At 39.1% G+C, this 25,107-nt stretch carries 21 protein-coding genes; 18 read left to right on the forward strand and 3 right to left on the reverse strand.

Annotated features, from left to right (window positions below; all coding sequences use genetic code 11):
- The first annotated feature begins 192 nt into the window (after nucleotides 1–192).
- Entirely contained in the window at nucleotides 193–873 is a 681-nt protein-coding gene (locus MHB51_RS00675; RefSeq protein ID WP_066162052.1) for a metal-dependent hydrolase, read from the forward strand.
- 452 nt (nucleotides 874–1,325) lie between these two features.
- Here the strand turns inward: MHB51_RS00675 and MHB51_RS00680 are convergent, their stop codons facing one another.
- Nucleotides 1,326–2,471 carry an amidohydrolase gene (locus MHB51_RS00680; RefSeq protein ID WP_066162057.1) on the reverse strand — a complete coding sequence of 382 codons (1,146 nt, stop codon included), beginning with the start codon at nucleotides 2,469–2,471 and terminating at the stop codon, nucleotides 1,326–1,328.
- Between the two features lie 313 nt (nucleotides 2,472–2,784).
- On the opposite strand from MHB51_RS00680, the gene MHB51_RS00685 reads away from it, so the two are divergent.
- Nucleotides 2,785–4,092 (forward strand): DRTGG domain-containing protein, encoded by a 1,308-nt coding sequence (locus tag MHB51_RS00685; protein ID WP_066162060.1) that lies wholly within the window; start codon nucleotides 2,785–2,787, stop codon nucleotides 4,090–4,092.
- Between the two features lie 213 nt (nucleotides 4,093–4,305).
- On the opposite strand, the gene MHB51_RS00690 is transcribed toward MHB51_RS00685, so the two are convergent.
- Nucleotides 4,306–4,611: a YtpI family protein gene (locus MHB51_RS00690; RefSeq protein ID WP_066162063.1), complete on the reverse strand. Its 306-nt coding sequence runs from the start codon at nucleotides 4,609–4,611 to the stop codon at nucleotides 4,306–4,308.
- A 93-nt stretch (nucleotides 4,612–4,704) separates the two neighbouring features.
- Between MHB51_RS00690 and MHB51_RS00695 the strand changes: the two genes are divergently transcribed.
- The 10 genes from MHB51_RS00695 to MHB51_RS00740 all read left to right on the forward strand — a co-directional run bounded on the left by MHB51_RS00695 (nucleotide 4,705) and on the right by MHB51_RS00740 (nucleotide 16,453).
- The gene (locus MHB51_RS00695; protein WP_107942970.1) at nucleotides 4,705–5,646 is read left to right on the forward strand and encodes a bifunctional oligoribonuclease/PAP phosphatase NrnA; all 942 of its coding nucleotides are present in this window, start codon (nucleotides 4,705–4,707) and stop codon (nucleotides 5,644–5,646) included.
- A gap of 16 nt (nucleotides 5,647–5,662) precedes the next feature.
- Complete coding sequence (gene dnaE / locus MHB51_RS00700) at nucleotides 5,663–8,698, forward strand: DNA polymerase III subunit alpha (RefSeq protein ID WP_342558775.1); 3,036 nt, start codon at nucleotides 5,663–5,665, stop codon at nucleotides 8,696–8,698.
- 277 nt (nucleotides 8,699–8,975) lie between these two features.
- The gene (locus MHB51_RS00705) at nucleotides 8,976–9,611 is read left to right on the forward strand and encodes a GntR family transcriptional regulator (RefSeq protein ID WP_066164317.1); all 636 of its coding nucleotides are present in this window, start codon (nucleotides 8,976–8,978) and stop codon (nucleotides 9,609–9,611) included.
- A 12-nt stretch (nucleotides 9,612–9,623) separates the two neighbouring features.
- Complete coding sequence (gene accD / locus MHB51_RS00710; RefSeq protein ID WP_066162071.1) at nucleotides 9,624–10,493, forward strand: acetyl-CoA carboxylase, carboxyltransferase subunit beta; 870 nt, start codon at nucleotides 9,624–9,626, stop codon at nucleotides 10,491–10,493.
- Entirely contained in the window at nucleotides 10,486–11,442 is a 957-nt protein-coding gene (gene accA / locus MHB51_RS00715; RefSeq protein WP_107942967.1) for an acetyl-CoA carboxylase carboxyl transferase subunit alpha, read from the forward strand. Before accD ends, accA begins: the two co-directional genes overlap by 8 nt.
- A 264-nt stretch (nucleotides 11,443–11,706) precedes the next feature.
- Nucleotides 11,707–12,780, forward strand: coding sequence for a branched-chain amino acid aminotransferase (locus tag MHB51_RS00720; protein ID WP_342472198.1), 1,074 nt, complete (start codon nucleotides 11,707–11,709; stop codon nucleotides 12,778–12,780).
- Between the two features lie 161 nt (nucleotides 12,781–12,941).
- Nucleotides 12,942–13,901, forward strand: coding sequence for a 6-phosphofructokinase (pfkA, locus tag MHB51_RS00725; protein ID WP_066162077.1), 960 nt, complete (start codon nucleotides 12,942–12,944; stop codon nucleotides 13,899–13,901).
- A 36-nt stretch (nucleotides 13,902–13,937) separates the two neighbouring features.
- On the forward strand, nucleotides 13,938–14,120 hold the full coding sequence (locus MHB51_RS00730) for a hypothetical protein (protein WP_107942965.1): 183 nt from the start codon (nucleotides 13,938–13,940) through the stop codon (nucleotides 14,118–14,120).
- A 54-nt stretch (nucleotides 14,121–14,174) separates the two neighbouring features.
- Nucleotides 14,175–15,935: a pyruvate kinase gene (gene pyk, locus MHB51_RS00735; protein WP_066162082.1), complete on the forward strand. Its 1,761-nt coding sequence runs from the start codon at nucleotides 14,175–14,177 to the stop codon at nucleotides 15,933–15,935.
- 128 nt (nucleotides 15,936–16,063) lie between these two features.
- On the forward strand, nucleotides 16,064–16,453 hold the full coding sequence (locus MHB51_RS00740; protein WP_066162085.1) for an FxsA family protein: 390 nt from the start codon (nucleotides 16,064–16,066) through the stop codon (nucleotides 16,451–16,453).
- Here MHB51_RS00740 and MHB51_RS00745 read toward each other — a convergent pair.
- Nucleotides 16,437–17,405, reverse strand: a complete 969-nt coding sequence (locus MHB51_RS00745; protein ID WP_235616032.1) for an AI-2E family transporter — start codon at nucleotides 17,403–17,405, stop codon at nucleotides 16,437–16,439. The two genes, MHB51_RS00740 and MHB51_RS00745, sit on opposite strands and share 17 nt — an antisense overlap.
- A gap of 387 nt (nucleotides 17,406–17,792) precedes the next feature.
- Here MHB51_RS00745 and citZ point away from each other — a divergent pair, with 387 nt between their 5' ends.
- The 6 genes from citZ (at nucleotide 17,793) to MHB51_RS00775 (ending at nucleotide 25,060) form a co-directional block, all read left to right on the forward strand.
- Nucleotides 17,793–18,908 carry a citrate synthase gene (citZ, locus tag MHB51_RS00750; protein ID WP_066162088.1) on the forward strand — a complete coding sequence of 372 codons (1,116 nt, stop codon included), beginning with the start codon at nucleotides 17,793–17,795 and terminating at the stop codon, nucleotides 18,906–18,908.
- A 253-nt stretch (nucleotides 18,909–19,161) separates the two neighbouring features.
- Nucleotides 19,162–20,427 (forward strand): NADP-dependent isocitrate dehydrogenase, encoded by a 1,266-nt coding sequence (icd, locus tag MHB51_RS00755; RefSeq protein WP_066162091.1) that lies wholly within the window; start codon nucleotides 19,162–19,164, stop codon nucleotides 20,425–20,427.
- 627 nt (nucleotides 20,428–21,054) lie between these two features.
- Nucleotides 21,055–21,996 carry a malate dehydrogenase gene (gene mdh, locus MHB51_RS00760; RefSeq protein ID WP_342558776.1) on the forward strand — a complete coding sequence of 314 codons (942 nt, stop codon included), beginning with the start codon at nucleotides 21,055–21,057 and terminating at the stop codon, nucleotides 21,994–21,996.
- Nucleotides 21,997–22,322: 326 nt separating this feature from the next.
- Nucleotides 22,323–22,760 (forward strand): MaoC/PaaZ C-terminal domain-containing protein, encoded by a 438-nt coding sequence (locus tag MHB51_RS00765; RefSeq protein ID WP_066162096.1) that lies wholly within the window; start codon nucleotides 22,323–22,325, stop codon nucleotides 22,758–22,760.
- 45 nt (nucleotides 22,761–22,805) lie between these two features.
- Entirely contained in the window at nucleotides 22,806–23,516 is a 711-nt protein-coding gene (locus tag MHB51_RS00770; protein ID WP_066164324.1) for a response regulator transcription factor, read from the forward strand.
- Complete coding sequence (locus MHB51_RS00775; protein ID WP_066162099.1) at nucleotides 23,513–25,060, forward strand: ATP-binding protein; 1,548 nt, start codon at nucleotides 23,513–23,515, stop codon at nucleotides 25,058–25,060. Before MHB51_RS00770 ends, MHB51_RS00775 begins: the two co-directional genes overlap by 4 nt.
- Nucleotides 25,061–25,107: the final 47 nt, after the last annotated feature.

The raw sequence follows: 25,107 nt of genomic DNA on the forward strand, positions 1-25,107 counted from the left end.
GGGTGGTGAGAAGCACAGTGCAGTGCTTCACTTAGACGCTTGTTAGTGGAATGACCAACAGTATATTGGTACAAAGCCTCAGCAGTCGTCAAAATATAATTGATACCCTATTAGCATATCAAAAAAGAGGGAAAATTGCAGATATAGAGAATATATTTTTATGTAAGCATTTTCTAAAAGGAGGCATTATACATGCAAATATCTTACCATGGACATTCTGTTGTAAAAATTATAACAAATGATACAACGATTTTAATTGACCCATTTATTCGAGGAAATGGAGCCACAGATTTACAAGTAGAGGAGCAAAAGCCTAATGTTATTTTATTAACGCATGGGCATAATGACCATGTCGGTGATACAGTTGAGCTTGCCAAAGCGAATAATTCGTTGGTTGTTGCGCCAAATGAATTAGCCGATTTTATTGGTTGGCAAGGTGTAAATGTCCATAATATGCATATCGGCGGAGCGAAACAATTTGATTTTGGCAAAGTAAAGTTTACACAAGCCTTTCATGGCTCTTCTTATGTAACTGAAAAAAACGAAATTATTTATACAGGTATGCCAAGCGGAATTTTATTCATGGCAGAGGGGCTAACAATATATCACGCAGGAGATACAGCCCTTTTTGGTGATATGAAGCTCATTGGAGAGCGACATCCAATTGATGTTGCCTTTTTACCAATTGGTGATAATTTTACGATGGGACCAGAGGATGCAGCATATGCGGTATCTTTGTTAAAGCCGAAAATTGTCGTTCCGATTCATTACAATACATTCCCGCCAATAGCACAAGACCCACAGCATTTCGCTAATTTAGTAGAAGGAGCAGAAGTGCAAATTTTACAAGCGGGCGATTATGTAAAGCTATGAGGGGGAAAGAGGCATCCAACAAGTCGTGCACTAGCTAGCTTGATAGACGAAGGTGATAATAGTGTTTGAGTAAAATGTTAGCTTATTAGAAAAGAGGGGGACTTATTTTGAGAAATGTTCTTGTTATTCTCCTCGGGCAATCTTTATCAATTACGCGGAGGCGTAATTGATAAAGATTTCTTCGTGCTGTTTGGTATCTGTGACATCCGCTGGAGCTTTGACCAACATGAAGTTGGTGTTATAGGAAGTGACGTACTTAAGCGATTCCAGCGAGTGTTTGGACACCCCGCTGAAATCGCTCTAATGCTTACCCCCACCTCTAATGGTTGGGGACTTCTATATCTGCCGCCTTGCTATTAGTACAAATATGAGCCATACAAAAAATATTGTGCTCCTGCGGTACTCGTCGCAAAAAAATGCTGAAAGAAGTTAAAAAAGACCAACGCTAGTGTCTATTGCGCGGCATTGTAGACGCAGCTCCCATTAATATAAGTTTGCTGAATCGTTGTGCGCAAATCGAATGGGTCACCATTCCAAATGACAAAGTCGGCATCCTTGCCAATCTCAATAGAGCCCACTTGGGATTCGACCCCTAAATGCTTTGCGGCATTTAGGGTAATAGCGGCAAGTGCCTCCTCCTCTGTAAGTCCGTGCTTAATCGCGAGGATAGCGCTCGTTAATAAATGAGTAATACCAACGACAGGATGGTCTGTCGTAATTGAAAATGGGACCCCAGCTTCGCGTAAAGCGATAAGTGTATGCCAGCCTTTTTGTGAGTTTTCATTTTTGGAGCGAGCTGACATTGTTGGTCCTACTGATACACGAATATCATGCTTGGCGATAAAATCAGCCATTAAATGTCCCTCTGTGCAATGCTCTATTGTCATATCGATATTAAATTCACGCTTAATGCGCAGTGCTGTGGCTATATCGTCTGCACGGTGCGCATGAATGCGGAGTGGAATTTCTCTTTTTAAAACTTTACCGATATTTTCTAGACCTAAATTTCGATTGCATGTCCCAGATTCACGCTGCTCTAAATAATTTTGCCCAGCAATGAGCATTTCACGTAAGCGCCCTGCAACGCCCATACGTGTTGTTGGCATCTTGCCTTTGCCCCCATGCGTATTTTTAGGGTTTTCTCCTGTTGCAGCCTTCAAGCCAGAGGGATTTTTAACAATCATTTCATCGACAACTGATTTGGCAGCCGTTTTTACAATGACCATTTCACCACCGATGACATTAGCGCTACCGGGCATAATTTGAACTGTTGTCACACCAGCTCGTCTAGCATCATCAAAGCCGATATCCTGTGGCTGAATCCCATCTAATGAACTAACTTCAGGTGTAGATTCAGAGCTAATTTCATTGAAATCATGCCCTGCCTTGCCAACTCCCTCAGCATGCACACCGAGATGTGTATGCACATCAATTAAACCCGGTGTAATGATTTTACCTTCAGCATCAATTGTTTTCACATTTTCTAGGCTTGAAGAAATTGAACCAATTTCTTTGAATTTGCCATCTTCAATTAATAAATCTCCATTTATTACCGCACCTGTTCCAGTACGAATTTGTGCATTTTTTATATGTAACATAACAATCCCTCCCATATGTTAAGTATACTAAACAATAGAAAGCTATGTTATAAAATTGACAGAATTATTTTTATTTTGTTTGCATAGTCAGTAGCGCTACTTTTAAGCTCATGGAAAGAGCGCCTACCGCAATGGAAAACTGTTACGCTTCACTCTCTCTCGAATGGGCAGCAAAATAATAGGCTTTTTTCTTAAATTTTAGTAGTGTGTAAAAAATGATTGTTTGAGCAAATGAAATGCATTTTTGTTTTGTATGCAATATTAAGAAATATGATACACTAGGAGGTAGGAATGTAGGGAAATAGGTGATTGTATGTCAACAAAACATGAGAAGATTTTGCAGTATATTGAGTCGTTGCCTGTAGGGGAGAAAATTTCAGTTCGTCAAATTGCAAAGGAAATGCAGGTAAGTGAGGGGACTGCATATCGGGCTATTAAGGAGGCGGAAAATCGTCGTCTTGTCAGCTCGATTGAGCGCGTTGGAACGATTCGTATTGAAAAAAAGAAAAAAGAAAATATTGAGCGTTTGACATTTGCAGAAATTGTAAACATTGTAGATGGGCAAGTGCTAGGTGGTAAAACAGGATTACATAAAACATTAACAAAATTTGTAATTGGCGCGATGAAGCTCGATGATATGATGCGCTATACAGATGCGGGAAGCTTGCTGATTGTTGGTAACCGTATACAGGCACATGAGCATGCCTTGAATGCAGGGGCAGCTGTCTTAATTACAGGTGGCTTTGATACGACAGATACAAATAAACAATTGGCGAATGACTTGGAATTACCGATTATTTCAACGAGCTATGATACTTTTACAGTCGCAACGATGATTAACAGAGCCATTTATGACCAGCTTATTAAAAAAGATATTTTGCTTATCGAGGATATTTATGTGCCGATTGAAGAAACGGCTGTTTTACAAAATGACCAAACACTGCATGATTTTAGAGAGCAAAACAAGCGCACTACACATGGAGCCTTCCCTGTTGTGACAAGCCAACAAAAGCTTGTAGGAATGATAACGGTAAAGGATGTTATCGGCAAAGAAGATACGGAGTTAATCGAAAAGGTAATGACAAAAAACCCGATTGCTGGCTCTATGAAAACAAGTGTAGCCTCTGCAGGTCATCGCATGATTTGGGAAGGTATTGATTTATTACCTGTTATTAATGATGATGGTTCCTTGCAAGGGGTTATTAGTCGTCAGGATGTGCTAAAGGCATTGCAACTTGCACAACGTCAGCCGCATCAAGGCGAAACAATTGATGATTTAGTGAAAAATGAAATGAAGATGATTGATGATGATGAGGTTGCGGTAGAGTTTACTGTTACACCTCAAATGACGAATCAATTTGGTGGTATTTCCTACGGAGCGTTTACAACATTGCTTGCTGAAGCAGGCTCCTTCGCTTTGAAAAAGCGCAAGCGCGGTGAAGCCGTTACAGAAAATATGACGATTTATTTTATTAAGCCTGTACAAATGGAGAGTGTGCTTACAGTGAAGCCACGCATTTTAGATATGAGCCGGAAATTTGTTAAGATGGATTTTGAAGTATTTAGCGAAACAGTATTAGTAGGAAAAGCGATGATGACATTCCAGCTATTAGAGCGCTAGCATGACAGGTGGTCTTACGCTTATACTATAAAAGCGCAAGGCTGTTGGAAAAGTATATGCTTTCCGATAGCCCTAGCATTTATATTTTTGCTGAAAAATTCCTCCTATGATTATCACAATAAATGCCACTATCTAGATGGCAAAGGGGTCGTCTAAAAATGACTTTTCAGACGACCCCTTGACATTGTTTTTTTGAGCATAAGAAAATGACTCTTATTGATTAAGCTCGTACTCTTCATGTACATATTTACCTTCATGGCGAGCGCGTTTGTAATTATTATATGCTAAACCTGCGCCCACTAGGACGAATACGACGGCAACACCATAACCAACGGCTGTTGGGTAAATAATTGTTGCGTTCAGTCCGAATGCGATAATAAAAACGCCGAGTGCAACACCGGCTTTTGCTGTATACCATTTTTTTCGTATCGGTAGTGTTGAACGAAATTGTTTTGTCTTATAATAAAAATAAAACACGAATGATACGACAATAAAGAAAACAAAAATTAAATTTAACATAGTGAACCTCCCGTAAAGCAAAGCTGTTACTATTGTACAAACTTTTTGAAGAAAATGCGAACGGATTTCACTTGAAATGAGGAGGAAAAACACTTGAAACGTCAAATCATCGACACAATTGAGCAGTACAATACAATTATTATACATCGGCATGTACGTCCTGACCCTGATGCGTATGGCTCACAGTTTGGCTTAAAGGAGCTACTGCAAGCAAATTATCCAGAGAAGGCAATATACGCTGTTGGAGAGCATGATCCATCGCTTACATTTTTAGCGATGCCAGATGAGGTAACAGATGGATTATTCGATGGCGCATTAGTGATTGTGACAGATACAGCCAATACGGAGCGTATTGATGATGGGCGCTATGCATCTGGCGATATGTTAATAAAAATTGACCACCATCCAAATGATGACCGATATGGCGATTTATTATGGGTTGATACAAGTGCAAGTTCTGCAAGTGAAATGATTTATGCTTTTTATGAAGAGGGGAGAAATTATAAAAATTGGATTTTCCCTGATGCAGCGGCACGTTTATTATTTGCCGGAATTGTGGGAGATACGGGGCGATTTTTATTTTCAAGCTCAACAGTTAAAACATTTGAAACAGCGGCACAGCTTATCCAATATGACTTTGACCGCAATGAAGTGTTCGATGGTATGTATGAAATGGAGCCGCATTTATTACAGCTACAGGGCTATTTTTATCAGTATTTTGAAATGGATGAGAATGGTGCAGCCTCAATAAAAATTACGAAGGATGTATTGGAGGAATATGGGGTGACACCATCAGAAACTTCATTATTAGTAGGTTCATTAGGTAATGTGAAGGGCATTTGCGCATGGGTAATTTTTATTGAAGAAGGCGATACGATTCGCGTGCGTTTACGTTCAAAAGGACCTGTTATTAATGAGCTGGCTAAAAAATACAACGGTGGGGGACATCCATTAGCATCGGGTGCTTCAGCATCTTCCTGGGAAGAGGCAGAGCGCATTATTTGGGATTTGCAGGCGCTTTGTAGGAATTATTAATGTAAGGGGGATGAAGATGGTAGTTTATCCACAAATAAGAACGAGCGCTGATTTATTAAAAAGTACAATAAAAATTGAAGCGCTTATCCCTTTTTTACAACAACAGAAGGCAGAGGCATGTGCTATCGTTAACTCGAGGCTCTATGGCCTTCTGCCTTTTTGGCACGAGATGAAAAAGGCTGGTATTCATCCAGTTGTCGGGTTAGTGGTGAATGTGCAATTTGCAGAGGAAATAAATTTGCCACTAATTTTATATGCGCAAAATAATATAGGCTACCGCCATCTTTTAAAAATTAGTAGCAGTGTGGCCATTCGAAAAGATGAAACATTGCCATTTCGTTGGTTAGCGGGCTATGCGGACGGCTGCATTGCGATTATTCCTGCATTGGCTGAGGAAGCAAGGTGGCTAGAGAATGATAACCGGCAATTAGCAGAGCAGCTAAAGCAGCTTTTTGCGGAGAGGCTTTTTATAGGTATTGAAAGACTAGAGGTAGCAGCCCCGAATGAGCAGGACGCTGTATTTTTAAGCGAGCAAATCGCTGTAAAGATAATGGCTATTCACGAAAGTACATTTATGACAAAGGATGACCATTTTGCCTATGAAATAGCACGAGCAATTGATACGGGTGTGAAAATGGGCTTAACCTTTAATTTGAAATTAAAGCATCGTTACGTACTATCTAAGGAGCAATGGCAGCAATTTTTTGCCGACCGTCCACAATGGCTCAGGCAAACAGAGCAGGTGCTCATGAGCTGTCATGTCACAATGGAGCAGCAAGCGACATTTATGCCGAAATTTCCCGTTGCAAGTGGGCAAACAGCAGAGGAATTACTGCGTGAGCGCGTATTAATTGGCTTACAGCACAGATTGCAAAGCGCGCAGTTGCCTGCTGTCTACGAGCAGCGTATGCAGCATGAATTAGGCGTTATTTGTTCGATGGGCTATGCGGATTATTTTCTAATTGTCGAGGATTTTATGCGCTTTGCTAGAGAGCAGCAAATTTTAACTGGTCCAGGGCGAGGCTCTTCAGCTAGTTCACTTATTGCTTATGCGCTGCAAATTACACAGGTTGACCCACTGCAGTATGATTTATTATTTGAGCGTTTTTTAAATCCTGAGCGTGTGACACTACCTGATATTGATATTGACTTTGTTGATACGAAGAGGCAAGAGGTTATTCAATATGTGGCTAATAAGTATGGGCAGCAACATGTCGCTCAAATTATTACGTTTGGTACATTGTCTGCTAAGGCGGTAGCGCGCGATGTGGCAAGAATGTTAGAGTTTGAACCAACAGAGCTTGAGAAAATTTCGAAAATGATTCCGAATAAGCCGGGGATTATGCTACAAGATGCTTATAATGAATCGCAAAGCTTACGCAATTGGATTGAAGAGAAGCCAGAGCGCCAGCGTTGGTTCGCTACAGCGCAGAAATTAGAGGGATTGCCACGCAATGCTTCAACACATGCTGCAGGTGTTATTTTAAGTCCCATCCCACTTGTAGAGTTAGTCCCAATCGAAGAAGGGCATGACCAAATATTTTTAACGCAATGGCCGATGCTTGAAGTTGAACAAGTAGGTTTATTAAAAATGGATTTTTTAGGCTTGCGTAATTTGACGATTATAGAGCAAATACGTCGTTCTGTGCAATATACGCATGACAAGGAAATAAAATTTGAGGATATTCCATTACAGGATCAGCGAACGTTTAAATTGCTACAGGCAGGGGACACAGCAGGTATTTTCCAATTGGAGTCTGAAGGGATGCGCCAAGCATTAAGAGAAATAAAGCCAACGCATTTTTTAGATATTGTGGCAGTGAATGCTTTATATCGACCAGGTCCAATGGATTTTATTGCTACGTATGCACGGAGAAAGCATGGGCAGGAGCAGGTGACGATGCCACACCCAGCGCTTGAGCCGGTATTAGGGGAAACATATGGGGTGCTTATTTATCAGGAGCAAATAATGCGAATTGCTCATATGATGGCTGGCTTCTCGATTGGTGAAGCGGATATTTTACGGCGCGCCATTAGTAAAAAAAATCGTCAAGCATTAGAGCGCGGGCGCGACCGTTTTATTATTGGTGCACAGCAAAAAGGTTATGAACCACAAGTTGCAAATGAAGTCTATGCATTAATCGTGCGCTTTGCTGATTATGGCTTTCCTAAAAGTCATGCTGTCGCCTATAGTTTAATCTCCTATCAAATGGCTTATTTAAAGGCACATTATCCTGTAAATTTTTATGCAGCGTTATTAACGAATGCAACAGGCAATACAGAGAAGCTTGTGCAAATTTTAATTGAAGCAAAAGCGAAGGGAATCACTATTTTACCGCCCTCTATTCAAAAAAGTGAACGCCATTTTAAGGTGGAAAATGGTCAAATTCGCTATAGCTTATCTGCGATTAAAAACGTGTCACAGCCTTTTTTAAAAAGCTTGATTGAAGCAAGAAATTTGATGGATAGGCCATTTAAAGATTTATTTGATTTAGCGAGCTCGTTGTCAACTGCTGTGTTTCAGCAAAAGGCCATTGAGCCACTTATTAAGGCGGGGGCTTTAGATGATTTTAAATTGGATCGGGCTGTGCTCCTTGCTTCTATTGAGGCTGCTAGAAAGCATGTAGATTTTAATGTTGGTAAACCTAAATTAGCAGCGGTCCAGCCTTTAGAACAGCAACAAAAATTGCAATATGAAAAAGAAGTGCTAGGTCTTTATTTATCTGAGCATCCGCTCACAAAATGGCGAGCAACAATTCAAGTCAATGCCACGACGTATAATTTGCATAAGCATAGAGATGGTCAGTACGTAAAAATACTTGGCATTATTGAAGAAATAAAGCAAATCCGTACAAAAAAAGGAGAGCTTATGGCATTTGTCGAGCTACAGGATGAATATGGCAGCATCTCTGCTACATTGTTCCCAAAGGAATTTACAGTAGTTCAGCAGCAGCTTGAAGTAAACCATATCGCCTATGTAGAGGGCGTACTTGAATTTAGATTCGGTAAACCGCAATTAAAAGTAAAACTTATGCGTATACAAGAAATATAATTACAGTGATGAAAACTGTGCGAGGTACAAATTTTTGTACTTTGCACAGTTTTTTCTTTACTTTTTGTTAAAACTTATGTATATTGGAAACGTACAAAAGTGGTCAGACCACTTTTGTGTTAAACAGTGGAACTGTTAAAAATCGCACCTATAAGTAAAAAACGTGGGGAGTATGTGGATGACTGCTGCATGCTCTCTATAATTTGCAAGGATTTTCTAAAATTTTACATAGTAAAAAAATTAGCCGTAAAAAGATGGAGGAGAAGTATTGACATTTATGAATGAAAATAAAAAAATGTTTATGCAAATTGTCAAAGAGCTTCGAGTGTTGATTCGTGAACAGCAGATCGAACCGGGCGATAAATTACCTTCAGAGCGCGTGTTATCAGAGCAACTAGGCGTTGGGCGTTCTTCTGTACGAGAAGCGTTACGCAGTTTAGAGTTGCTTGGCTTAATTGAAACACGTCACGGGGGAGGGACGTTTTTAGCGTCGATTCACCATCATCAACTAATCGAAATACTCTCTTCTTTTATTTTACAAGAAACGAAATCAATCGAAGATGTCCATGCAACACGTGAAATGCATGAGCGGGAAGCAATTCGTATTATTTGTAGAAATGAGTCTTTACGAACTTTACCAGTATGGGAAAGCTTGTTTATTAAAATTGAGCTACAGCAGGAGCTGATGCGAGAGGATATTTTACGGGAGTGTATTATCGCTTCTGCGAATCGTCTAGCATTAAAAATATGGCTTCAGCTTTTAGCCTATGGTTCGCAAACTTTCAAGCATCTTGTGACAGAGCGAGAAAAAAAGGCGCTTCAAATGTTTATTAAATCATTGCAAATGGGCTACATAAAAGGGGCCATTGAAGCATACGAAGAATGGATAGAAATTATTCAGGATGAATTATAAGGAGGATGTCTAGTGTCCATACGAGATATATTTTCAGTAAATAGAAAGAAACAAAAAGGCAGCTTTAGTACAACGAAGGAAAAGGATTTCCCGGAAGATTTAATGACAAAATGCCCCGAATGTCGCAAAATCCATGTGACAAAGGCGGTTGAACAAAATTTAAAAGTATGCCCAAATTGTCAACATCATTTAAAGCTTACAGCACAGGAACGTGTGGCAATCTTTTTAGACGAAGGCAGCTTCACATCATTTGACGACCACTTGCAAACAACAAACCCACTAGGCTTCCCAGCATATGTTGAGAAAATTGAAGTGGATAAAAAGAAGACAGGCTTGAATGAAGCTGTTTTAACAGGTGTTGGTACGTTAAAAGGTGAAAAGGTTGTTGTGGCGATTATGGATTCCCATTTCCGCATGGGGTCGATGGGCTCCGTAGTTGGTGAAAAAATTACACGTGCAATTGAAAAGGCGACAGAGTTACAAGTGCCATTTATTATTTTCACTGCTAGTGGTGGTGCACGTATGCAAGAGGGTGTTTTATCCTTAATGCAAATGGCTAAAACTAGTGTTGCATTAAGCCGTCATAGTGAAATGGGTTTACTGTATATTTCAATTTTGACACACCCAACAACAGGTGGTGTATCGGCAAGTTTTGCTTCAGTAGGAGATTTCAATATTGCGGAGCCACAAGCGCTAATTGGCTTTGCAGGTCGACGTGTGATTGAGCAAACAGTACGCGAAAAATTGCCAGATGACTTCCAAACGGCTGAGTTTTTATTAGCACACGGACAATTAGATGCTATTTTCCATCGCCATGAAATGCGTGATAAAGTAGCGACAATTGTCAAGTTACATCGTAAGGGGGAAACGGCACATGTCTAAAATTATGCCATTTGAAGAGCCTGTTATTAAACTACGAGAAAAAATTGATGAATTAAAACATATTGCACAAGATGCAGATGTAGATATGAGCGGTGAAATCGAGAAGCTAGAAGTACGCCTTGAGCAATTAGAAAAATCTATTTACTCGAATATGGCGCCGTGGGATCGTGTACAAGTCGCGCGACATCCTGAGCGTCCTACGACATTAGCTTATATCGATGCTATTTTCGAGGATTTTATTGAGTTGCATGGTGACCGTTTATTTGGAGATGATGAGGCAATCGTTGGCGGAATCGCATCGTTTAATGGGCAGCCAATTACGATTATTGGGCATCAACGCGGAAAGACGACAAAGGAAAATATTCGACGCAACTTTGGTATGCCGCATCCTGAAGGTTACCGAAAAGCGTTGCGCTTAATGAAGCAGGCGGAGAAATTCAAACGCCCTATTATTTGCTTTATTGATACAAAGGGCGCATATCCTGGTAAGGCTGCTGAGGAGCGTGGTCAGAGTGAGGCAATTGCACGTAATTTAATTGAGATGGCAGGTTTAAAAGTACCTGTTATTAGCATTGTGATTGGTGAAGGAGGAAGTGGTGGAGCGTTAGCGTTAGGTGTGGCAAATCGTATTTTAATGCTTGAAAATTCCACATACTCCGTTATTTCGCCAGAGGGAGCAGCGTCTATTTTATGGAAGGATGCGAGCTTAGCAAAACAGGCAGCAGAAGCAATGAAAATTACAGCACCAGACTTAATGGACATGAAGATTATCGATGCTATTATTCCTGAGGTAGCAGGTGGCGCACATCGAGATGTTGTGAAGCAAGCAAGCGCAATGAGGGAGCATTTAACAACTACTCTTGAGGAATTAACAGTATTAAATGCAGAGGAACTTGTGCAGGACCGCTATGAAAAATTCAAAGCGATTGGTCAATTTATTGAAAATTAATGAATAATCTGAATTTATAGCATACAACATTGTAAAAGCGTGTTAGGATAGACATATACTTATTTTGATTCAGCGGGATGAAGTATACGCACTGAAACAAAATAAAACCTCTGGTGAATCGTGCAGATTTTGACATGTAGTTATACGAAGTATGTCAATTAACAATTGGCATGTCTAGTAGCGATTGAAGATTAAATCGTTTGAAAAAATCTAAACGAGAGCAGACCGAGGTGCAATCGATTTTATGGAACAGGGGATAGCAATATGTCGTCAACGAACACAATTACAACACAACTAACTTTAACACCGAAACAAAAGCCTACTGCTGAACAACGAGGCTTCGGTAAATATTTTACTGACCACATGTTTATGATGGATTATACGCTTGGGCAAGGATGGCATAATGCACGTATCATTCCGTATCAGCCAATTTCACTTGACCCGTCTGCAATGATTTTCCATTATGGACAATCTGTATTTGAGGGCATGAAGGCTTATAAAACGGCTGATGGTGACATTCAATTATTCAGACCAGAGCGCAATTTTAAGCGTTTAAATGCTTCGAATGAACGCTTATGTATTCCAGCGATTGATGAACAATTTGCCCTTGAAGCGCTAAAGCAACTGCTTGCGATTGACAGAGAGTGGGTGCCGAGTGAGCCGGGGGCATCGCTTTATATTCGACCGTATATTTTTGCATCGGAGCCGTTTTTAGGCGTTGCACCAGCTAAAAACTATCATTTCATTATTATTATGTCTCCAGTTGGGGCCTACTATAGTGAAGGTATTAATCCAGTGAAAATTGTAGTTGAGAAGCAATATGTTCGCGCTGTAGTAGGTGGCACGGGTGAAGCGAAAACAGGTGGTAACTACGCAAGCGGCTTAAAGGCGCAGGAGCTTGCAAGCGAGGAAGGATACTCGCAAATTTTATGGTTAGATGGTAAGGAAAACCGCTATATTGAAGAAGTAGGGAGTATGAATATTTTCTTCAAAATTAATGGAAAAGTGATTACGCCAGCTTTGAATGGCAGCATTTTACCAGGGATTACGCGGGACTCCATGCTACATTTATTAAAATCAAATAATTTTGATGTTGAAGAGCGTCGTATTACAATTGATGAGATTGTGCAGGCATTTGAAGAAGGTACTTTAGAAGAGGCTTTCGGCACAGGAACGGCTGCGGTTATTTCGCCTATCGGGCAATTAAAATGGCAAGATATGAAGCTCACTGTCAATGATGGGCAAATCGGTGAAGTAACAAAAATGCTTTATGATACGTTAACAGGTATTCAAAACGGCACAGTAGAAGATAAATTCGACTGGATTGTAAAGCTATAATGACAAATGATGTTTAAAGCGCAGGCTGTTCAGAAATAATATATTCTGAACAGCTATTATTATTATTTTTTTGTAAAATAGTATATATAAAGGCGTTGAAAGCTTACATAAGAACTATATTCATGATAATGTGGTAGTAGGTGAGTAGAGGAGGGATTTTTGTGAAAAAAATAGCTGTTTTAACAAGTGGAGGAGATGCGCCAGGGATGAATGCTGCCATTCGTGCCGTTGTCCGAAAGGCGCATTATCATAAAATAGATGTAGTAGGTGTTTACTACGGCTATGAAGGGCTTTATAATGGTAATTTCGAGCCGCTTGATTTAGGCTCGGTAGGTGGCATCATTCAACGTGGTGGCACAATGCTTTACTCGGCTCGTTTTCCTGAATTTAAAGAGGATGACATGCAAAATAAAGCAATTGAGCATTTACGTGCTGAAGGGATTGAAGGTTTAGTTGTAATCGGCGGTGACGGTTCATATCGTGGTGCAATGAGCTTAACTGATAAAGGTTTTCCGTGCGTAGGCATTCCTGGAACGATTGATAATGATATACCTGGTACAGAGTACACAATTGGCTTTGACACAGCACTTAATACAGCGGTTGAAGCAATTGATAAAATTCGTGACACAGCGACAAGTCATGAAAATACATTTATTGTGGAAGTAATGGGACGTAATGCGGGTGATATAGCCCTTTGGACAGGCTTGGCAGCTGGGGCAGAATCCGTGCTTATTCCTGAGGAAGAGTTTAATCTTGAAGATATTATTGCGCGTTTAGAGCGAAGTGCTGCTCGTGGTAAACGCCATAGTATTATAATTGTTGCAGAAGGTGTAATGCCTGGACATAAGCTAGGTAAAATTTTAGAGCAGCGAACAGGTGTACAAATTCGCGTGTCGGTGCTAGGTCATATGCAAAGAGGTGGTGCCCCATCTGCTCGTGACCGTGTATTAGCTGGAAGGCTTGGAGCGAGAGCGGTAGAGCTTCTTCTAGAGGAAAAAGGAGGACGCGCTGTAGGCATCCGAAACCACGCTATCGTAGATTATGATTTAAAAGAGGCATATGAAAATAAACATATGGCGGATGTAAGCCTGTACACATTATCAAAGGAATTATCGATTTAATTTCTTTGCAAGTCCTCCACCTCTACAGATGGTGAGATGAATGTAAGTATTTTGCTGATTTCGGCTGGTGTCCTAATACTTGCTGATAAGAAGGAACTCAGTCTAAGTACGCCACTACATGCGCGCAACGACTGGGTGACCATCATCATGTTGGTCAAAGCTTCGGCGGATGTCATAGATTTAGAAGAGGAGTTTTCAGGCAAGCTTGAAAAAATCTAGACGCACTTACGCCGAGGTGTAAGTGATTATTAAATAAATGGAGAGAGTGAACTTATGAGAAAAACAAAAATAGTATGTACGATTGGACCGGCAAGTGAATCTCCAGAAATGTTAGAAAAGTTAATTGAAGCAGGTATGAACGTTGCGCGCTTGAACTTTTCACATGGCACGCATGAAGAACATGCTGTGCGTATTGCGGCAATTCGTGATGCGGCTGAAAATGTAGGGAAGCCTATCGGAATTTTATTAGATACAAAAGGACCAGAAATTCGTACACATACGATGGAAAATGGTGAGCTACATTTAGTGACAGGTCAAGTAATCGATATTTCAATGACAGAGGTTGTTGGAACAGCAACTAGCTTTTCTGTTACATATGCAGAATTAATCGATGATGTAAACCAAAATGATATTATTTTATTAGATGATGGTTTGATTGAGCTACGTGTATTAGCTAAAGATACTGAAAAAGGTTTAATCCATACGATTGTGGAAAACGCAGGGGTATTAAAAAATAAAAAAGGTGTTAACGTTCCGGGCGTATCGATTAAGCTACCAGGTATTACAGAAAAGGATGCACAAGATATTTTATTCGGTATTGAGCAAGGCATCGATTTTATTGCAGCATCCTTTGTACGTACAGCAAGTGATGTGTTGGAAATTCGCGAGCTACTAGAGCAAAATAACGGCGGGCATATTCAAATTATCCCTAAAATTGAAAACCAAGAAGGCGTGGATAATATCGATGAAATTATCCAAGTGTCGGACGGTTTAATGGTTGCACGTGGGGATTTAGGTGTTGAAATCCCTGCTGAGGAAGTGCCGTTAGTACAAAAATCGCTCATTTTAAAATGTAATCAAGCAGCAAAGCCTGTTATTACGGCAACACAAATGTTAGATTCTATGCAGCGTAATCCACGTCCAACGCGTGCCGAGGCAAGTGATGTGGCTAATGCCATCATCGATGGTACAGACGCTATCATGCTTTCTGGTGAAACAGCAGCGGGGCTTTACCCATTGGAATCTGTACAAACGATGAATAAAATTGCAGAGCGAACAGAGCAATCATTAGATTATCGCTCAATTGTTGCGATGCGCAGTCGTGAAAAAGAAGCAAATATGACAGAGGCAATTTCGCAAGCGGTAGCTTATACGTCAATTAATTTAGGCGTAAAGGCAGTGTTAGCACCAACAGAAAGTGGAAATACTGCAAAAATGATTGCTAAATACCGCCCAGGTGTACCAATTGTAGCGGTGACTGGCTCTAAAAATTCTGCACAGCTTTTAACATTGGTATGGGGTGTAAACCCAATTTTATGTCAACGTGTAAAAACAACAGACGAAATTTTAGAGCTATCTGTTGATGAATCATTAAAGCATGGCTTTGTTGACCACGGTGATGTTGTTGTTATTACAGCAGGTGTACCTGTTGGAGAAGCTGGTACAACTAATTTAATGAAAGTGCATGTTATCGGTGACTTACTTGCACGTGGTCAAGGTGTTGGTAAAGCATCTGTAGTAGGAAGAGCAGTAGTTGCGAGTAATGCAGCAGAGGCATTAGCATATGATACCGAGGGAGCCATTTTAGTAACAATTGGCACAGACCGCGAAATGATGCCTGCTATAGAAAAATGCGCGGGTATTATTACTGAGGAGGGCGGCTTAACAAGCCATGCGGCAGTTGTAGGTCTAAGCCTTGGAATTCCTGTTATTGTAGGCGTAAAAGATGCACTTGAATTGATTCGCCAAGGGCAAGAAATTACGATGGACGCTGAAACGGGTGTTATTTATAAAGGACACGCAAGCGTTTTATAAAAAAAAGGGCTGTTTAGGAAGTCGGATTGTCATCTGACTTTCTAGCAGCCCTTGTCTTTTTTACGCAAGCACTGATGAAACTTTTTTATTAATAGTTCGTATTAAATATATAAGTAGGAGGTGCTCGTATGCAAAAATTATTGCTTATGCTGATTGCGCTAAGCTTTGCAGAAATTGCGACATTTATTATTGTTGGTAAGCTACTTGGCGTCTTTGTAACATTGCTATTAGTTGTCGCAACAAGTGCAATCGGTGCTTTCATTTTGAAAAATAAAGGACTTGCTTCCTTCCAGTCAATTCAACAGAGCATGGCGCAGGGAAAGCCGCCTGGTGTAGCGATGGTAGAGGCATTTGCACTATTTATTAGCGGAGTATTATTATTATTGCCGGGCTTTTTAACAGATATTATCGGATTAGTATTGCTGATGCCATTTTCGAGAAATTTAATGAAGCCGCTTATTTTTAATTGGGTACGAAAAAAGATGAAGAGCACTCAAATTATTATCGAGCAAAAATAGATTTTTCGCGCATTTTTACTGCAATTAGCAAGAAAAACGGACTGAGCAGAATACCATATACACCGAATAATAAAATAGAGGCAGCACTAATTACGAAGGAATGCACCATGCGCAATTGAAATGTTGATGCCCAAACGATGGATTCTACAAGCTGCCTCGATAATTGAATGAAAAGGTAGAGTGCGATGAGTGCAATAGACAGCCACTTTTGTCCAATAATAAAAAAGTAAATGATTAATGGAATAAGAAAAATGCCGATGCCGAAAAATGGTAATGCGTCAGCAAAGGATATTAATAATGCTTTACTAATCGGATTTTCAAAGCGTAACAAGTAAAATCCAACACTTAATAAAACGAAAGTCATTATAAAAAGTTGGAGTGATACGAATAAAAAATAAGAAAAAATATGAAGAGCGCGTTTGAAGTAATGCTGCCACTCAGTGCGATATTTTTTCGGTACATAAATAAAAAACCATAAGCGATTTTTCCTTGACTCGAACAAGGAAAAATAAAAGACAATAAGAAATATGAAAAATTCAAATAAATAGCCAAAAGTATGCTGAGCAATGCTAACGAGCGTCATCATTATTGAATCAATAAAAGAAAATGATTTTTCAAGCAATAGTGGGAAAAATAATAAATCAGCATATTGTTCTGAAAAAGCATCTAAATGCATTTTAAAATAAGGAATGAGTGTTAATAAGCTTTGGAATAGAATAGCAGATACTTGATAAACAATGACTAAACATAAGACTGTCGTTAAAGTGATACTGATGATAATCGGAAGGTGAAATTTCTTATAAAAAAGTTGGACAACTGGATACAGCAAGTAAGCGCAGAGCAGGGCAAGAGAAATTGGTAATAGAAGAAATGACAGTAATAAATAACTAGCAATAATGAGATATTTTATTATGCTTTCAACTGTTAAAAACTTCAAATGAGCATTGTGCACTATTCCACCTCTTAATATAATTTTATCAAAAATTATTTTAACAAGACCGTTGATTGAACAAATATTAGGCATATTTGTGTATTTTTGATTATCAACACCCGTGTCATCTTAATTAAATAGAAAATTCCGACTTCCACTATATCACTAGTATATTTAAAATAATTAGCCTAGAATTTATTGAAATATAATTGGTGTAATTTTTTTCTCCTTTAATGATTATTTTTCATTCCTAATACCTTTTTTTCTTAAAATAGTTACTTTCCATTCACAAAGCCGTCAAAATTGATTATAATGAATCATGTAAGCGATTTACTTATAGGTTCATTAATGAAAGTTAGTGTATAGAAGCACTAACACAGTCAACAAAAAATGAGGGAGCGATTATTTATGACAGCAACACGTGGTTTAGAAGGTATCGTAGCAGCAGAGTCTAAAATTAGTTCAATTATTGATGATACACTTACATATGTAGGGTACAATATTGATGATTTAGCAGACAATGCTAGCTTTGAAGAAGTAGTTTATTTATTATGGCATACTCGTTTACCAAAAGCGGACGAGCTTGCTGAATTAAAACAACAATTAGCAGATAATATGGCTGTACCACAAGCTATTCTTGATCAGTTTAAAACATACCCATTAAACACAGTTCATCCAATGGCGGCATTGCGCACGGCTGTATCACTATTAGGTGTGTTTGATGAGGAAGCAGATGTAATGGATCCGGAAGCAAACTACCGCAAAGCAATCCGTTTACAGGCGAAAATTGCAACTGTAGTAACAGCATTCTCTCGTATTCGTAAAGGCTTAGAGCCAGTTGCTCCAAAAGCTGGTCTTAGCTATGCAGCTAACTTCTTATACATGTTAAAGGGTGAAGAGCCAGCAGAAATCGAAGTAGAGGCATTCGACAAAGCGTTAGTATTACATGCTGACCACGAATTAAACGCATCTACATTCACAGCGCGTGTATGTGTAGCAACACTTTCTGACGTATACTCAGGTGTAACTGCTGCAATTGGCGCATTAAAAGGTCCTTTACATGGTGGAGCAAACGAGCAAGTAATGAAAATGTTATCTGAAATCGGTTCAATTGATAATGTTGAGCCATGGGTACAAAATAAATTAGATAATAAAGAAAAAATCATGGGCTTTGGTCACCGCGTATACCGCAAAGGGGACCCACGTGCACCACATTTACGTGTAATGTCTGAAAAGTTAACAAAATTAACTGGTAAACCAGAATTATATGATATGTCTGTTAAAATTCACGATATGATTGTAGAGCAAAAGAAATTACCAGCAAACGTTGACTTCTTCTCTGCATCTGTATACGATTCATTAGGTATTGAGCATGACTTATTCACACCAATCTTTGCAGTATCACGTACTTCTGGTTGGGTTGCACATATTTTAGAGCAATATGCAAACAATCGTTTAATTCGTCCACGTGCAGAATATGTAGGACCAGGCATGCAAAAATACGTTCCAATTGAAGAGCGTTAATTTCTTTCAATAGATGTACTAGATTTTTAAGGGAAAGTTTTGAGCAAGCTCGAGAAAATCTGGACGCAATTACGTCAAAGTGTAATTGGTTATTTCATAAGTATGTTAAAAATGTGTGTTTAGTACTCGGACAAGTTGCTAGTTATAGCAGTTTTACGACTGCCAATGCACGCTTTGAAAAAATATGCTAAACTTATCTAGGACTGGGGCAAATGCACAGTCCTAGATTTTCGAATATAGGAGGCAAATATTCATGACTAACGGTAAAATTGTAGTAGAAAATGGTGTGTTAAACGTACCAAACAACCCAGTAATTCCTTTCATCGAGGGTGACGGTATCGGTCCAGATATTTGGGCAGCGGCTTCTCGTGTAATCGATGCAGCTGTAGAAAAAGCATACAACGGCGAAAAGAAAATTGAATGGTTAGAAGTTCTTGCGGGTGAAAAAGCATTCAATCAAACAGGTGAATGGTTACCGAAAGAAACTTTAGATAAAATTAACGAATACTTAATCGCAATTAAAGGACCTTTAACAACACCGATTGGTGGCGGTATTCGTTCTTTAAACGTAGCATTACGTCAAGAATTAGATTTATACGTTTGTCTACGTCCAGTACGTCACTTTGATGGTGTGCCTTCTCCAGTTAAGCGTCCAGAAGACGTAGATATGGTTATTTTCCGTGAGAATACGGAAGATATTTACGCTGGTATTGAATACCAAGCTGGTTCAGACGAGCAAAAGAAATTATTAAACTTCCTACAAACTGAATTAGGTGTGAACAAAATTCGCTTCCCAGAAACTTCTGGTTTAGGTATTAAACCTGTTTCTCAAGAAGGTACAGCGCGTTTAGTTCGTGCTGCAATTGAGTATGCAATTAAACATAACAAACCAACTGTTACATTAGTACACAAAGGTAACATCATGAAATTCACTGAAGGTGGTTTCAAAAACTGGGGTTATGAATTAGCAGAAACAGAATTTGCTGATAAAGTATTCACATGGAACCAATACGATGCAATCAAAGCTGAGCAAGGCGAAGCTGCTGCGAATGAAGCACAAGCAAAAGCTGTTGCTGAAGGCAAAATCATCGTAAAAGATTCTATTGCTGATATCTTCTTACAACAAATTTTAACTCGTCCAACTGAGTTTGATGTAGTAGCTACTATGAACTTAAACGGTGACTACATTTCTGATGCATTAGCTGCACAAGTTGGTGGTATTGGAATTGCTCCAGGTGCAAACATTAACTACGTAACTGGTCATGCAATCTTCGAGGCTACTCACGGTACAGCACCAAAATATGCTGGTCAAGATAAAGTAAACCCTTCTTCAGTATTACTTTCTGGCGTATTAATGCTTGAGCACTTAGGTTGGCAAGAGGCTGCAGATTTAGTAACGAAATCTGTAGAAAAAACAATTTCTTCTAAAGTTGTAACTTACGATTTTGCACGTTTAATGGATGGCGCAACAGAAGTAAAATGTTCTGAGTTCGCTAACGAATTAATCAAAAATCTTTAAGAGTTTTGCGTTCCAAACACCGTGCGGTAGCCGGTGTTTGGAACGCTTTTGTTATTGTTTTTATAAAATGTTTGCTGGTGTGAATAGAGGTGCTTTTCTTTGAAAGGGTGGTAAACATTTGTTTAGCGGTGTTTCTCGTGAGTGAAAGAGAAGCTATGAGGGGTTTTGGAGTTCCAATAGCCTTGCGGTGGCTAGCTTTCGGGTGATTTTTTTGATTTTTATGAGCGAATTACAATGGTTAATGAGCGAAATGAGGTGTTTAGCGAGCGAATCGTGACCTTTGTAGGGAGAGTATAATAAGAATTTGCCTAATACTTCCGTTTTATGGGGCGAAAAGTCGATTTTGTATTGGCGCAGCGTTGAAATAAAGTTTTTTATCGCTCGACTTTTACTGAGGGTAAACACTGCTAAAGGCAATGCTCATCTCAACTTTAAAAGAGGCGTTCTTTTGTTTATAGGAACCAACATTTTGTCAAACATCATCGCTACTGTTCAAAATGCTGGCTACGCACGGCTTTTTGGACAGCCCTATTTTGCGAATTTTGCCACTTGTTTAACTTATATAAACACCAATTTTTTGTTAATATGAAAGAGGGAAAACATTTCATTAATAGGAGTGGATTAGTGATGACATTAAAACGTAAAAAAATAACTGTAATCGGTGGAGGTTTCACTGGAGCAACAGCGGCTTTTCTAGCAGCACAAAAAGAGCTTGGAGATGTGGTGTTGCTTGATATTCCACAAGCTGAAAATCCAACAAAGGGCAAGGCGTTAGATATGTGGGAGGCAGCACCAATTCAAGGCTATGATTCCTATGTAAAAGGAACGGCTGATTATGCAGATACGGCAGACTCAGACATTGTCATTGTGACAGCGGGGGTAGCGCGCAAACCGGGTATGAGCCGTGATGATTTAGTACAAACAAACGAAAAGGTAATGGTTTCCGTATCGGAGCAAATTGCCAAGTATTCACCGAATGCAACAGTGCTTGTACTGACAAACCCTGTTGATGCAATGACATATACGGTCTACAAAACAACAGGCTTCCCAAAAAATCGTGTTATTGGACAATCAGGTGTACTGGACACAGCCCGTTTCAGAGCATTTATTGCAGAGGAATTGAATATGTCTGTAAAAGACGTAACAGCGTTAGTTTTAGGAGGGCACGGTGATACAATGGTGCCGTTAACACGCTATTCATTTGTCGGTGGTGTGCCAATTGAGTCATTAATTGCACCAGAGCGTCTAGAGGAAATTGTGAACCGTACACGTAACGGTGGGGCGGAAATCGTCAACTTGCTTGGCAACGGTTCTGCCTATTATGCACCAGCGGCAGCCATGGTTGAAATGGCAGAAGCTATTTTAAAAGATCAAAAACGCGTACTACCATCAATCGCTTATTTGGAAGGTGAATATGGTTACGAGAACCTATGTTTAGGTGTACCGACATTATTAGGAGCAAATGGTGTTGAAAAAATCTTTGAGTTAGAGTTAACAGAAGAAGAAAAATCAGCGTTAGATTATTCAGCACAAGCAGTAAAATCAGTGATGGATGTTTTAAATAATTAAGGAAATGGTGGCGTCTGAGAAGCGTGCAAAGCACTGCTTTTCAGGCGATTCTTTTATTTTTTATTAAAATAACAAAAAATTTTTTTACTCTTTCGTATAAACATTGCACAACATTGTACTTTCCGCCAAAAGTTGATACTATAAAAGTATCGTATTACATATTTATTAATTATGTAAAAATTGAATATGTTTGCGTGTTTTTAAGGATATTTTATATTGCAAAGCTATTTATTACTCGTAATGAAAATCGGGGTTTTTCCAAAAGTTTTATTTTTAATAATGGTTAATCCACACGTTTGATTGCACTAAGAAGGAGTTGCTTCGAATTGCTACAAAAGAATAGAAAGCAAGGTAGATTTATAACGACTTTAACAATTGGTGAAAAGCTGCATATTACTGAGAAAATGGATGATAAAGATTTATTAATATACTTAGGTTTAACAAATGATAATAATCCATTATTTATTCAGCATGATTATGCCGCCAACACTTCTTTCAAACAACCAATTGTTCCACAAATTATGTTAAATGGTATTATCGCTTCCGCTATTTCTAAGCATATGCCAGGTCCGGGCTCATATATTTTAGAGCAAACGTTAAAGTTTTTAGCACCTGCCTATCATTATGAAACGGTTGACTTTGTTTTGGAAATCGAGCATATTGATGAAGAAAATAATGAGGTGTTAATTGCTGTCAAAGCAACAAATATTGAAAAAGCGCTTTTGCTGGAAGGGAAGCTTAAAGTATCTCCTCCTCGCATATAATAGATTTGAGATGGGGGTTTCAAATCGATGATGGAGGCAAAGGAAATGACAAAAACAATTTTAGTCGTAGAAGATGAATTATCAATTGCGACACTATTACAATATAATTTAGAGCAGGCGGGTTTCAATGTGTTACTTGCACATGACGGAAAAAAGGGTCTTGATTTAGCTGTTGAAAAAACGCCAGATTTACTGTTGCTCGATTTAATGCTACCGACAATGGATGGAATGGAAGTGTGCAAGGAATTGCGCAGTTTAAGAATGAATATTCCAATTATTATGTTAACTGCACGCGATGATGAGTTTGATAAAGTTTTAGGCTTAGAGCTTGGTGCAGATGACTATATGACAAAACCCTTTAGCCCGCGTGAAGTTATTGCACGTGTTAAGGCGGTACTTCGTCGTTTCACCCCTGCAGCGTCAGCTGAGGAAATAAAAACAGGGGAGACAACATATGAATATGGTAGTTTAAAGGTCTTTCCAGAGCGCTTTGAAGCTTTTTTAAATGATGAGGCACTTGAATTTACACCGAAAGAATTCGAGCTACTTGTTTATTTATTAGAAAATAAAAACCGTGTACTAACGCGCGATCAGCTACTTAGCTCTGTATGGAATTATGATTTTGCTGGTGATACGCGTATTGTGGACGTCCATATTAGCCATTTACGCGATAAAATTGAAGAAAATAGTCGTAAGCCAATATTTATTAAAACGATACGTGGATTAGGCTATAAATTTGAGGAGCCGAGAAAATGAATAAATCAATGAGCGGCCGACTCTTTTTCTCATTTATTTTACTTGTAACGGCAATTTTTGCTGTCCTAGAACTTGTTATAGGTCAGCTTTTTCCTTTTTACTTAGAGGACTATGTGCAAGTACAAACCGAGGTAGTGCAGGAAAATGTTGTAGAGTTTATTCAGCAGGAAAATATTGAACTGACCTCTCTACAGCAGGAAAAATTATTGCAGGCATATGATGTGAGTGCGGATGAAGAGTATTTTAGCTATACACGTGTTCGCCTCATGTTAGTACTTGTTATTTTATTTTTAGTAGCGATTGCAGTAATTGGCTTAGTATCCTATCGAATGGTTAGTAATTTTGTAGAACCTATAGAGGCTGTTACACGTACAGCACAGGAGCTGGCAGTCGGTAATTATTATGCCCGTGCTTTTGCGAATGGGCCGAAAACAATTATAGAGCTTCGCAATTCAATCAATGTGCTAGCGCGCAATTTGCAGGATATTACAAAAATACGAGAAATAGAAGAAGAACGCTTGAAAACGCTTATTGAAAATATGGGTAGCGCATTGATGATGATTGATCGAGAAGGCTATATATCAATTGTTAATAAGCAATTTCTTCATCGCTTTGGCTTAACGTCCGAGCAGGTGCAAGGTAAAAATTTTTTAACAGTTGGATTGCCTGAAAATTTAGAAGTATTTATCGACCATGTTTTTTTAACGGAGCAGCCATATCAAAAGCAGCTTGAAATGGAGCTGCAGCAAGAAATCACGTATAAGCTCGTTTATGGGGCCCCTGTTGTAGGAGAGCATGGACGTTGGCTTGGTGTTGTTTTAGTCATGCATGACGTGACCGAGCTGATTCGTTTAGAGCAAATTCGAAGAGATTTCGTTGCCAATGTTTCACATGAATTGCGGACACCGATTACTTCAATTAAAGGTTTTTCTGAAACATTGTTAGACGGTGCATATAAAGATGAAAATATGCTGTTATCATTTTTAGAAATTATTTATAAAGAAAGCAACCGTTTACAAGAGCTTATCAACGATTTATTAGAGCTATCTAAAATTGAGCAGCATGGTTTTTCTGTAGATATTGCGCCTACAAGCTTGCAGGAGGTTATTGCAAGGGTAGTTGATGTCACGAGTCCACGTTTAGAAGAAAAAAATATGCAGTTTGATATGCAAATGGATAGAGACGTACGAATTTTAGGGGATGAAAATCGCCTCATTCAAATTTTTACAAACTTAATTTCGAACGCTGTTACGTACTCTCCAGACAGTACAACAATTACTGTAAAAATGACGCAAAACGAGGAATATGGAATTGTAGAAGTAGAAGACCAGGGAATTGGGATTGAAAAACAAGAAATCGCGCGTGTCTTTGAGCGTTTCTATCGAATTGATCGCGCACGTAGCCGTAATTCTGGCGGCACAGGCTTAGGTCTTGCAATTGTAAAGCATTTAGTAGAGGCGCATCATGGAAAAATTGTTGTGACGAGTGAAGTAGGAAAAGGCACAAAAATTTCAATACACATACCTCTTGCACCATCATCTTAACAAAATCTTTACACAGGCTTTATAAAAAATTAAAAAAATGCTTATAT

The organism is Metasolibacillus sp. FSL K6-0083, from assembly GCF_038630865.1.
Classification (GTDB): Bacteria; Bacillota; Bacilli; order Bacillales_A; family Planococcaceae; genus Metasolibacillus; species Metasolibacillus fluoroglycofenilyticus.